At 56.4% G+C, this 12,577-nt stretch carries 9 protein-coding genes; 5 read left to right on the top strand and 4 right to left on the bottom strand.

The genetic code is table 11. The features are described from left to right. Window positions 1-259 precede the first annotated feature (259 nt). Both ACZK4H_RS19050 and ACZK4H_RS19055 read left to right on the top strand, forming a co-directional pair. A complete protein-coding gene (locus ACZK4H_RS19050) occupies window positions 260-1,120 on the top strand; it encodes a hypothetical protein (protein ID WP_478473014.1) in 861 nt (286 codons plus the stop codon). Between the two features lie 111 nt (window positions 1,121-1,231). Then, window positions 1,232-1,768, top strand: coding sequence for a GNAT family N-acetyltransferase (locus ACZK4H_RS19055; protein ID WP_478473016.1), 537 nt, complete (start codon window positions 1,232-1,234; stop codon window positions 1,766-1,768). A 39-nt stretch (window positions 1,769-1,807) separates the two neighbouring features. On the opposite strand, the gene ACZK4H_RS19060 is transcribed toward ACZK4H_RS19055, so the two are convergent. Then, on the bottom strand, window positions 1,808-5,116 hold the full coding sequence (locus tag ACZK4H_RS19060) for an NERD domain-containing protein (RefSeq protein WP_478473017.1): 3,309 nt from the start codon (window positions 5,114-5,116) through the stop codon (window positions 1,808-1,810). A 352-nt stretch (window positions 5,117-5,468) separates the two neighbouring features. On the opposite strand from ACZK4H_RS19060, the gene ACZK4H_RS19065 reads away from it, so the two are divergent. Both ACZK4H_RS19065 and ACZK4H_RS19070 read left to right on the top strand, forming a co-directional pair. Next, window positions 5,469-5,939: a hypothetical protein gene (locus tag ACZK4H_RS19065; protein ID WP_478473018.1), complete on the top strand. Its 471-nt coding sequence runs from the start codon at window positions 5,469-5,471 to the stop codon at window positions 5,937-5,939. Between the two features lie 58 nt (window positions 5,940-5,997). Continuing rightward, window positions 5,998-6,366, top strand: a complete 369-nt coding sequence (locus tag ACZK4H_RS19070; protein ID WP_251101623.1) for a hypothetical protein — start codon at window positions 5,998-6,000, stop codon at window positions 6,364-6,366. Between the two features lie 591 nt (window positions 6,367-6,957). Here the strand turns inward: ACZK4H_RS19070 and ACZK4H_RS19075 are convergent. Beyond that, complete coding sequence (locus ACZK4H_RS19075) at window positions 6,958-7,362, bottom strand: hypothetical protein (RefSeq protein WP_183153635.1); 405 nt, start codon at window positions 7,360-7,362, stop codon at window positions 6,958-6,960. A gap of 293 nt (window positions 7,363-7,655) precedes the next feature. Further along, window positions 7,656-9,365, bottom strand: a complete 1,710-nt coding sequence (locus ACZK4H_RS19080) for a hypothetical protein (RefSeq protein WP_251101624.1) — start codon at window positions 9,363-9,365, stop codon at window positions 7,656-7,658. Window positions 9,366-9,697: 332 nt separating this feature from the next. Between ACZK4H_RS19080 and ACZK4H_RS19085 the strand changes: the two genes are divergently transcribed. After that, on the top strand, window positions 9,698-10,651 hold the full coding sequence (locus ACZK4H_RS19085) for a hypothetical protein (RefSeq protein WP_478473021.1): 954 nt from the start codon (window positions 9,698-9,700) through the stop codon (window positions 10,649-10,651). 218 nt (window positions 10,652-10,869) lie between these two features. Here ACZK4H_RS19085 and ACZK4H_RS19090 read toward each other — a convergent pair whose 3' ends face one another. Further along, complete coding sequence (locus ACZK4H_RS19090; protein WP_478473023.1) at window positions 10,870-12,165, bottom strand: OmpA family protein; 1,296 nt, start codon at window positions 12,163-12,165, stop codon at window positions 10,870-10,872. Window positions 12,166-12,577: the final 412 nt, after the last annotated feature.

A 12,577-nucleotide genomic window follows, 5' to 3' on the forward strand; every position in this document is an offset into this window, starting at 1 on the left:
CGGAGTGCCTAACGCAAAGCCGATCTGCGCCGGCCTCATGGATGTAGTACGTGTCTGAAATTCCTTTGAATCCGGTCAGGCCCATCGGGCTATGGGATCAACACTGAAGTCGTTAGCTCGAGCGGGACCAAGAAGCAGAAGAATGGCCAGTTCATCTGGCCAAAAGATCGCTCCTTTTCCGCTCGGAAGCGGGCCGATTACGACACCTCAACTGTCCCGGCCAAACTCTCCCGGGGAGCTAGCGCTCCGGGAACACCAGATGCACTTGGCAAATCGGGCAGTTCTGAACAAGACTCCACCAAAGCCACAACCAAGGAAGATCATGTTCGGACAAGGCATATACCGCTCCTACGATGAAACGCCAGAGCTGGATGAGTGTCTGCAGCGCGCTCAAGAGGACATCAGAATCGCCTACAACGTCAGGGCCAAGCAGGCGAACCCCTTGTGCTCATTCGTTGACGAATGGAACCTCCTGTGCGAGGACATCATTGGCGGCAAGGACACCGCCAGCAGGCTTGACCTCATCGCCAATGACATGCGGATTCATGGGGCACTTCCTGAAGTCCACATCCTTATACGAGTGCCGATTGTCCTCTGGCTCGAAGCAAAGCGTGCCTTCGATACGGGAGACAGGGATAGATCATGGGCCGCCCTGGTTCGCTGCAACTACTACATTGGCATGTGCTACTCCCATGAGACGCATATCGAGCGTGCATCCCGAGGTGGGAAGAAGTCCTCCCAGTACGTCCCCTATCTGCGCAGCATGCTGCTGGAGCGTTTGAAGGGGATGGAGGACAAATCCCGAGCCACGAAACAGGAGGTCTGGAAAGAGCTGGTTCCGCTGATGGCCTCCTTCCGAGCTCCCACTTCCGAAGATATCAACACGACGTCAGCTGCTCACAGGAAAGAGGCTGGGCAGGGCAGCAACTCAACTGCGAGCGCTGCTGCATCGGGGAAGAGCGCTGCCGGCAGGAGCCAGAATCCTGAACAGCTCATCCGCCGCTGGACCAATAGTGACAAGGAGATCCGCAGCGAGTTCGAACGCGTGGTCGTAGCAGACCTCAACACCCGCGCCAAGCGATCGACCCCGGCAAAGACTCCCAGCGGGAAAACACCCTAAGCCAAGCCCAAGGCCTCGGATCAGTGCAAATTCTCAGAGACCGCCTAGGATCTACAAACGGCCGGCAAGAACACCGGCCGTTGATCGGACTTCGTCAGCAAGGAGATCAGCATGAATGATCCAAGCATCCTTTTGCCGCCCTCAGGGCACGACGAGGTGAGCCTGCGCTGGCTGACCCGGGAAGATGCCTATGCCTGGTTCAAGATCATCAGTCAGCCGGAGATCCTGGCCCAGACAAGCTGGACCGTCGCAAGCCCAGCAGACCTCAAGCCTATCTTTGATTCCTTGTCGAACGAAGCCATGGGCTCCGAGCTCCGCATTGCCGTTGCGGGGCCGGACGATCAGCTCCTCGGAACGATCGAATTTCACACGATCAGTGCACGACACTCCTCCGCCGAAGTGGCCTACGAGCTGTCACCATCGGTATGGGGCCGGGGCATCGCCACTGCCGTCTCCAGGCAAGTGACTTCCTGGGCTCTCCGACAATTTGGATGGCAGCGGCTTCAGGCAACTGTCCTGGACACAAACATCGCTTCGACCCGTGTATTGCTCAAGTCTGGCTTCGCGCACGAAGGATGCCTTCGAAACCTACGCAAAGTCGCGGGCGTATCTCGCGATTTCGACATCTACTCGTTGACTCATCATTGATCCAAGTTCATCAGCTAAACACGATCGTCCCGCAGTGAGTCACTGCACCGCCCCGCTCTCGATCAACCTGATAGCGCTGATCGCCGATTCCCCAAGCTCCACATCTCGGCTCAGCTCACGCAGGAGGCGCAAGTCCTGCACATCACCACCGTATCCAAGAAGATTGATCGAGAATCGCAAGACACCAAGTCTGTCATGCTGGAAGTGCGGAAAGTAGCCAACCTGCTGAGCGGGCCTTAGCAGACATCTCCGACATATAGCCGCCATTTCTCGAGGGAATCGGCGTAGAACCGACTCTCTCGTATCAGCCTCGTACGACATGGAGTGAACCACCATGCACAAGGCAGAGGCCGCGCCGGTCTGATTCAGATCCAAAAGCGCCTCAAGCGCTGGCCTGCATTTGTCTTCGATCTCCTGGGGCCCCAGATCCTCGCGATGAATCCAGTAGTACAGGTCTCCCAAGGACGCCAGCGCAATGCCCGCGTTTGAATGCGCGGTCGTTGGGTTTTCAGGTCTCTCGACGCCAAGCATTCCCATGGCTGCATGCGACCAGACGAACGCCGAAACCGCCTCCTGAGGCATTAGGCTATCGATCTCAGGAAGCCCCAGCCACTTGGCTATGGCCGGAGCAACCGAACGATCATTGAACTTCGCTAGTTCCTGGATCAAAGGCGCAAGAAAGAGGTCTGCTCTGCCGGCTCCAAGGCAGGCCATCTCCAGAAGCCTCTTACTGTCATCGCGACTCAAGTCGCCAACAACCTCGCAGTACCTGGAGGAGAACGGGTGATCGAACTGCCCCAGATAGACACTCCAGGCAAGCTGGCAATTCTCAGCGCTTTCGGGTGCGCATAGAAGAGCTTGAACTTCCGCCTTCACCGCTTCCGCATGCTGGAACGACTGCTCCTCGAGCAGCCCCAAGCGCTCAAGTGCCTCCAGCACCATCCCCGAGAAAACTGGATTCAGGCTGGGCAACAAGGCGTCCAGAGCGCAAGCAAGTTCCTGTCGCTCAACCTCGCTGCTTGGTCTAACCAAGCTTGCGAAGTTCAGTACTTCCAGCTGCAGGTGGTAGGGAAGACTTGACCACCCTTCTGCCATTAGAGGGAGGACGAGAGGAACAAATGCCGCGCTGTCGCCAGAGAACCGGGCTAGCGTCAGCATGAGGTACAACTGACCTGGCGTCTTCGCTGACGCCCATCTGCATGCCGCATCCTCATCAGGCTCTACATCGCTCCCTCTGAATGTTCGGATGCCGTTGGACACGGACCGAAACAGATGAGCCATCCCGATGTTGCGTCCGAATACGTAAGCGTCCGCGAACAGTCCGTCACGAAGCCTACCTCTGCTAATCCCGGGAACAACCTCCAGCGCTCTGAACGCCCGCTCGAGAGAGCAGTCCATCGCCGCTACAGCCTTCAGAACATCGTCGATGCGAGCTCCTCGCCGCAACTCGTCACAGATCGATGGCATCGTGGCTCTCTCAGAGGGCGCCCAGTGAAGGGCGCTTTCCTCGCACGCTCCTGCCGGTCCCCACCTGCCTTCCCCTATTGAGAACTCCAGCTTCGACGCCTCTACGGCCAACTTCTCGACTATCTCTCCGCACCGACTGCTTACCCAAGCTCGTGCTGCACGCCCACACTCGCCCGCTGCGGCCCTCTCTAGAAGATCCGCATCAGCTGTCGCCGACAGGATGCGCTCAACAAACTCGTCATTGTCATAGGCGCCCAGGATCAGAGAGCGAGCATTCCTGTAAATCGGCGCATCGAGGAGTCCAAGCGCCTTGTCCACATCGTCATAGCTGCTTCTAGCAACGAACTCTGCGACGAATGCGCATTGGATCAGTTCATGCCGGAAACTGACCCTGTCGGTCCGCCTCACCATCATGTCCGTGGCAAGGACTCTACGGAGCACTTCTCCTGAGAGCCCCTCCGTCGCCGCCAATCGATCCAGTTCGCGAACCGAGAGGCTAAACGAGACCCGATCAATCAGATGCTTTGCGACAGCTGCCAGCAGGCGTACTCCGTCGAACTCGTCGGCACCCAACCGTTGCCTGGCATACGCGTCGAACAATGCAAAGCGGCCAGCTCCCTCAGCAAGTGACTCACCAACCTGCCCGACGAGGTCCGCTTCGAATCCACTCGACACCGAAGCGAGAAGGTCCCTCAGGTGCTCCGTTCCTTCCCCGCAACTGGCCCCTGAGATCGCAGCTTTCAGCTCTTCACTTGGCCTGCTCACGGTAACGGGAACAACGGTGATAAGGTCTGGTCTCTTAATCCCCAGTTGAGTGGTGATAGCCAGGCGACAGCCCAGCCGCCGGGCAGCCGCAGCGAGGCTTCGAGTAAGGGCCAGCTGTGCATCGACGCTGCATTCGTTGTATCCGTCAAGTATGAGAAGCAACTGTAGGCCAGTCGCTTGTGCTCCTCTGATTAGATCCTTTGCGGAGCAGTCCCCAAGCAATCCAACCTCCCGCTGGATCAGTTCCTGAAGCCTTCCAGTGAAGTACTTGGCCTGCAGGAAGACAGGCACCTGGCCCTGACACAGCCCTTGAACTGCGATGCTCTTAGCTAACAGTGACTTGCCGCAACCCGATGGCCCGACTATCAATAAATCATCACCGTTCACACCGGCGCGCATGGCAACCTCGCGCGCGCCGACACGATCATCTCCAAGCAGGTAGGTGTCGTTCTTCAGTAACGCGGCATCTGTCGCGTACAGTCGATCGAACTCCGCGCGGTAGCCTCTGACGAGGTCTTCCCACCGTGTCAGAGCCGGGTCCAATGCCTCGTCCAGTGTTGCGACGCGTCGTAGCTGAATCGTCTGTGCGAATCTCCGCCATAGCTGCTGGGAGAGCACCAGACTGGAAGCGTGTCCGAGGACTGGAAGTAGCCCTTGCGTATCGGTGATTGCAACCTTGAAGTCAGAGGGCGGCAGAAGGGAGTTCTTCGGGATACCGGGAGCGATTGCGACGCAGGCGTTTGGGTAGCCTTCCAGCTCGAAGCCACGCTCTCTCAGAGCATCTCTAAGGGCGTTCTTTGCTTCCAGGGCCTGCAGGTATGGATTTCCCACTCCCTTGGACGCCCCACCCGGCAAATCCATCTCCCAGGTTCCGTTCACTCCACCCCGGACACGCCTGGCGAAGTGCTTCGCCTCGATCACCAGAGTCTGAGAATCCGTTGCCACCAGGAAGTCTAGCTGACGGCGTCCTACGTTGAAATTCGCGAAGACGATGGCCTGCATGCGTGCTTCACCAATCATCTTCACCAAGGCAAGGAAGATCTCGCGCTCCGAGGCCACCTCAACTGGAGCGCCTACATAGATCTCGATTCCAGATAGGTCCAATTCCGAATCCATCTTCAGCTACGGCCAAATCGATAGGAAGGCAACCGCGATACTACCCCACCCTTTCCGCATCAGGTCGGAAGCCCTGAAGAGGAAGATCAACCGACGGAAGCGTGATCCGCGTAAGCGTCGACGGTGTCGTATTTGGCCATCTGGCTCATCCCTGCCGTCCCCAACGTACGTCAGCCAGTCAATGGACTTGCCCGGTTCAGGCCGGCCAGCGGTCTCCTGCACGCGCTGCCCCTTGACCTTAGTGGAGCAAGTGAAGAGATTCGTACGTTGGTTTGACCTCTACAGCTGCCAGGCTGTGAGCTGAAGAGTCAAATTTTGATGGCCTCGTTACCCAACCAAGGACCGATCACCAATGAGCGTCGACCTTCCGCTGCTGAAGCAGTTCGTCCATCAACAGCCCTATATCCAATTGGCCGTTGAGGCGATGGAGTCTCTTCAACCTCACTTTGAGGGCCACTCTCACCTGACCGCTCAGCCTGAGGGTGCAACGAACTCCTCATACTTCAAGCTGACCCTGTATGCCCACCCCGTGGCCGGGGGTACCCCCATGCCTATTCTGATTCTGAAGTTTTCCCCGGGGCGCGTCGATATCCCGAACATGATCCTTCCGCCAGATCTACATCGTCGCGGCGCAATGATCGGCGCGCTGGGACGCATGACGGAAGCTGCGGTGCCAATGAAGTACGAGGTCAATGTGGTTGACCTGGTAGGCAGCCAACGCCTGCGCCTGATCAGACGGGGAGCTCATCAGCTCCCTCAGCGGGATGAAGTTCAGCTCCATGTAGGGATGAACTTCACTCCCTCCTCCAAACCCAATTCCTGATCAAGCCTTGTCTCCAGCCCAGCCCTTACAGGGGCCGTACCGCGAGGTATGGCCCCTTATGCTGTTTTTGCTGTGCTTCTCCCTCAGCGCATGCAGTACTCAGGTTGCAATTTATCATCGTGTGTTCATCACGAACGTTTGCGATCGCAACTTGCAGGTGAGCACTCTGAACACCCTCAACTCAAGCATCAAGACCACTGAATTTCTCGCAGCACCGTACGATGAAGTCATCGTTGCCAGCTACATTTCGCACGGCAGACCGATCATCGACCTGGTTGACGGCTACTTCGAGCTACTGATCGTAGACAACCACCACTCCAGGTCGATCAGGCGCGAAGAGTTCCGGCGCTATCTGGGCACCGCCCCCATGACTAGAAGTGGGGACCTGCGCACTTGGCACATAGTGGATAGAGACATCTGCCCCTAGCTCCGGTTGATCAACGTCATAGGTTGCTTGAAGGGCAGAATTCGACCCTACTGTTCGCCCATCTGTTGATTCAGACGCCCCACCCACGACCTTGGTCCAGGCCAGGCCGCCATCAAAGAGCGAGCCTCCGACCCAGATCAGGGGCCACCAGGAATTCATTTGCCTTCCCCACCCGTTGCTTGAGTAGAAGACCAGCGCCTACCAGTGCATTCAGATCACCCAATGCGGTTGGGTACGTGATGGTGTGTGCAGCCTGATAGCTCGCCACCGTGTATGCACGATCTGGATCCTTCAGCGCGCTTGCCAGCAATGCCCTTTGCCGATGATTGAGTACGACTTCGCTCACCTTCGCACTGCGAGGCACCCGCCGTGCGGTCCGGTCTTCTTCAGCCCCCCTCCGGTTTAGAGTCGCACCATCGGCATTCCTGCCAACCTTCATTAGCTATGCCCCCATCTACTGACTCAGTCGGTTCTCACCGCGATGCCGAATCCGAACGAACCCAGCGGGTGGGTAGCCCAATCCCGGCGCACTCTAGGCAAATGAGAGCTCCATCTCCTTGGCGCTCGAAGCTCAGACTGCCCCCACCTATTTCAGCGCAGCCCCTGGGCTGCGTGCCTCAGCAAGAGCCTGAAGCCATTTCCAACATCACATCGCGGCATCGTCATCTGTGCAAATGCCAGATCCGCTCGAGTGAACAGCTCAAAACTAACGTAGGCGTCATTGCCGGACAACTGAATGCTCGGATACCTAGCCTCACGCAAGCGCCCTTCAGCGTAGGCATTGAGGATGGCGTCGTCCGAGCTTAGCTCCGCAGGAAGATATCGCGCCTCCACGTCTGCTCCAACCAACGCAGCAAATGGATGACCGTCGTAGGGAGAGTTCAGTTGAGAACGATCAACCGGCCCCGCAGATGCCGAGGGTAAGGTAATTGCCTCCACCACCAGAGACGCAACCAACAAAGCAAGGGAACAGACGAGGCGGGAGAGCTTTAGCATGCCCAATCTTCAAGAGACGAAAGTTGGAGCATCGAAACACATCAGCCACCGCTTAACTATCCGTCAAGCGGACCACTCCATCGCAAGGTCCGAAGTGAAGGAGTCATCTTCACACGGCGACGTCCGCGATACCGAGGATGCCGGCAGGGAAGCACGCATGCGACTCCCAGACAACCGGCTCCCTTCAGAAGCGAACAAGCCGGGCCTGGCAGCATCGAGGCGCGGCCGATTACGACAGGCCGCGCAGAACTCCGTGGAGGTCACCCACAACTGGTCGCAGTGCAGCTCGGCGTCTACGGCAGACTTCCACTGAACTGTTCCACCTGCTTCCATATGGCCTCGTGATCAAGGATCTCGAACTCATCCAGGCTCACACCAAACTGACCACGGAATATATCGTTCACTCGATCCTGAAAGCTAGCATCACCACTCTGATCCGTAAGCCAGAAGAAGTCTCGATCAAATTCACCGTTGTTCAGCACCCACTGCTTAGTCAAGCTGTACAGAATCATCCCGATGTAGAAGTTGTTGAAAGTCTCGTGAACTTGGCTTTCCTCTCGATCTGGATGCATCCGTGGGAACAACGCATCACTGTCGGCCCTGTCAGAGAAGAGCGACTGATGTGCGAGCCAGAGGCGCCGCGGAGAACCACCATCGTCCCTGTTGAGCCAGTATCCCGCCCAACAGAAAAATTCGGGGCTATCCAAGCGGTCTTTCAAGAATGAAAGGAACTCGCCCGTCAGAAGTCTCAGAGGCACACTGTCGGGGTCGAACTTGAACGCCGCGTGCTCAGACACAAGCTTCATGGCCTGATCATTGCCATCGACGTGATTCTTGAAGATCTCCAGCTCAGAAAGATGATTCTTCATCTCCGACAGATCGCTCAGTCGATCAGCAAGTTCTCTGTACTCAGTCGCAGAGTAGTCCTTCACAAGCCCTCTCAACGACGGATCTTCCGTTACTGCATAGCACATTTTTGCGAACCGAATACCAGGATCTGCATCGAGATAGAAGAACTCATAGCTTTCAACCACCGACGGAAATCCAGTCGTGGGATTTATGGCAGCGTCACAGATGAACAAGAAGAGAGCCACTACAGGATCGATGATTGCCAAAGGCTCATCCGTGCCTGACATCTTCAGAAAAACATCAAATGCGGCTCCATAGACGCCCTTTAGCATGCCAGCCCTCCTAGCGTCGTCGATGGTCATCCCACCCTCCGACCTCGCAAGAAACTGAAGCTGAATGAAGCGCGCCTGGCCTTCGTAAATTTCATAAAGACCTACGGGAGCACGCGTAATTGGGGTCCCGTAGTAGTAGCCTTTGATCTTCTGCTCGCCCAACGCCTTTAGGTGGTTGGCCATCACCTGAGGCTTGGTCAAGAACTCCCAAGACGGATCAACCAATTCCCCCACCGCACCGATAACCTGTGCGTAGGTAAGCAGAAACGAGTGACCCGCCGCCTGGAAGTAGCCGTTCTCGTATATCTCGACGTCCTTCTTTGGATCAAAGGTCAACGCCAGGTAGAACTCGGTGTCCATGAATCCATTGACGACATGATTGGCAGTCAAGCAAGCCTTGGCCTTGTCTGGAGAGAGCAAGCCCAACTCCCCACTAACGGCCAGATCCTTGACACACTTCTTTGCTCCGAAGTTCCTCAATACACTTTTGAGGCCGTTCAGATTTGAATGAGTCTGAACCGGATAGAGGATGCTTCGAATGAACCCGCTGGTGGATCCCTTGTGCTGCCACCAGTGGACTGTCTCATGCACGAATGTCGAGTACGCCTGCAGTTCATCGCCAGTGTAGTCCGCTCGTCCAGCTTCGGACTTTGCAAGCAAGCTTTCGACAAGCCCATGAACTACAGGACTTAGCCGCAGGGCAAACCGCTGACTTTCATACAGTCCGCGCGCGTTCAAGCACGCGGCAAACGTGTCCGGACAGTCATCGGGATAGCGCGGGTCGTACAGTGTCGAATCAAACCTCATTGATGCTTCCTCCATGGACTCTCCAGACCAGGCGATGGACGGATCGCCTAGATTGACTTGAACTGTCAGACATCTAATAAAAATCACGTCAGCAAAGCGCACCTCCGGGCATGCCGCCCTCGAATAACTTCATAGGAATGCAATGTCAAGAGCATTCCAGAGCAACGCAATCGCGTCCATCCCCTTACACAGAGAATCGAGCGGCGGAGCCTCTCGTATCAAGGCCAGATCCAGCCAGCTCGGTGACCAGCAAACCGAAAGGATCGACCCCGCTGACCGAGATGCTACGCTATGCAACTCAGTGACCGCGTTACTCATACCAATTGAAATCAGGGGATAGGTTTGAAATGGGCAACCCAACGACACGGCAGAAGTCGTCGGCCAACACAATGAACGGCAACAGCACAGGTGAGCAGGGACAGGATCCTGTGCCTGGCGGAGAATCGGTGCCCCATTGCGGCATCATCATGCCGATCTCGACCATTGATGGATGCGAACCCGCGCACTGGAAGCGAGTTGGTAGAATTCTCGATGAAGCAATTTCCGGTGCTGGCTACAAGCCCAGAATCGTAAGCGACTCTGATGCCGTTGCCATCATTCAGAAGACGATCGTCCAGAACATCTACAACGACGAAATCATTGTCTGCGACATAAGTTGCCGCAATGCGAACGTCATGTTCGAACTAGGCCTCAGGCTGGCGTTCGACAAGCCAGTTGTGATCGTCAAAGACGAGATGACGCCATACCCCTTTGACACCGGCAGCATCGAACATCTTACGTATCCAAGATCTCTTTCCTACTGGGAGATCCTTGACTTTCAAGCACTCCTTACGAGCAAGCTGAAATCAACGGCAGCAGCAGCACGTAATGCCGGCTACTCTCCCTTCCTCAAGCACTACGGAGATATAAAGGCAACCTCTCTTCCAACCACGGAGGTGAGTACGATTGAGTACTTTGAAAAGAGGTTTGATGAGCTTTCAGCACGCATCGAATCAAGTAGCTCCCAGCGGGCGATTGAATCACTAAAGCTACAGACTCCCAGCGGCCATTCCTTCCGGAATTTTGAGTTGAGTGTCCGTTTCAATCCTGGCTCTCCTGTAGCATCCACTGTAGAGAAATATCTACTGGGGACTCCAGGAATTAGGATTGACAAGCTCGAGTTTGGCGCAGCGAAGCTTGTCGCTAAAGGCTCTGGCGCTCCCTCTTCTATAAAACGCCTTACAGCCATTTTTGAAGATCTCGACGTGGAAGCAACCTTTGCGTTCGGTCAAATGGATGGCGTCTCCGTAAGCTTATCTTGATCGCGCTCTGCCTGGCGCGATGCACTATCGACTCATCAGCACTCGTTGCTGATGAGTCGGCGCCATGCCAGAGGCGCTCCAAGGTTGTCCGCATTCAGAGCTGGCCCAGGCTTCTACTCGAATTGGTAAGCACCTCAGGCCGTCGCCCCATATGAGCAGCCTTCTTGCAGAGAACCTGCGACCTGAGGAGCGAACACCTTGCTACAACGATCCATCCATCAGCGATAGGCAATCCTCTGATTCGGCGCCCGCCCCACTTCGCTGCGATTGTCAGCCACCAGCTGATCCTGCCCGTGTCCCTTTGCCACGAGCAGAGTTCGCGGAACACCTTGACGCTGCAGCGCAAGCACCACCTGCTCCGCACGTTGCTGGCTAAGTCCCAGACTCTCCGCCGGGCCGACACTGCTATCGGTATGCGCGCCGACCTGTACACGAGTATCACGAGAGACGGACCGTAGCGCGTCCGCAACCGCCGCCACCGTTTGTCCAGAATCTTGCGTGAGTTCACTGGTCCCAGGCCTGAACCTAAGCGTCGTCAAATTCATAGCAGCGATGCGATCCGAAAGCGGTGCATCCTTTGGCAAAGCCGACAGCGCCGACAGACCTGGCCCCCAAAGGCCATCCATGATGGACAAGGAACTGAAGTTCTGGCGAAGAACTTGAGATACCGAGAACCGTTCTGACTCACTCAGGGCGGAAGAGTCGATCCGCAGCCTCGTTCCCTCAAAGCCAAGCACCAAGCCATTCTTCCGCAGTTTCGGCAGCAACTTGATCAAGGCAGGCAGCCAACGCGCTTCGCGCACGCCTGGATCCAACACAATGTGACAGTGAACGTTGCGTCCGCCATAGAGCGAGACCAAAGAGCTCCAGATGCGACGTCGAGCGGCCTCTGTCGGCAGGCTACCGTGCACAGCGATCTGATCTCCGCGCTGAACTAGAGAGAGGCGAGGGTCTCGATCAGGCACAATCTCCTGGGCTACCCACAGGGGAGTGTGCATTCTGAGGTGAAGCCAGGAGCTGACACTCACTACGGACAGCACCCAGAGCAACCCAATAGCAGCCCGCAGCGCCATTCCGTGCATCGACGCAGACGGCAAGCCGCCGGCCACGCGAGATCGATGAAGGCGAAGGAAATGCCGAGCCGTTCGACGATCAAGACGGATGCGCTCGATGGGCAGCGAAATCACAGCGATGAGAGCGGGAAAGAGGTCGCAAGCCACCACACGGAACTCGCCCGCTCCCATCCCGCTTCGGCGTGCCATCGTCCCAATCGCATGCGACCCCAATGCCAGTTCAAGCTCGCTTGCAATGATAGGCAGCGTCTGGCGCCGAGGATCTTGCCAAGAGCGGAATCGCTCAAATAGCCCGACCTGCTCGAACTGTTGCTCCAGACCATCCAACCCCAACGGATGGCTGCTGATCCAGCTTGCGATGACTTCGGCTACCCAGCGTGATCGATGACCCAGCTGGAGGTCAGTGGCGACCTCCTTGACGATGCGTTCGTACGACGACATGAGAACAATCCCTGTGGAACGGCTGTGCACTGGCGTGCACCCCTGCTTCTGCGTGATGCAAGAGCTTCTGAGGGCGCCACTCTGGAGATTTCACGTCAACGAGAAATGAAATGTCCCATGCCATGGACCTTTCGTTTCCTTCAATTGAGTGCCAGATTCCTCACAAGTCATTGTTCGGAATGGACTCTGGCCCTCCATGAATTTCAGATTTTCGAACAATTCCTACAAAAAGAGTCATTCTGCAAATGGTTACGTTAGAAATCTATTTTGGCCAAATACGACATTTTGTGCCTCAAGATTCAGGCAGGATCGGCCGCTATCGCCTAAGTCCTTCGGTCGCAGCCAGCACCACAGGACACCAGAGTGATCACCCCGGCCCTGCATCGCACCACTATCAGATATCACATAGCGG

The organism is Stenotrophomonas sp. 78350_Sma, assembly GCF_056482105.1.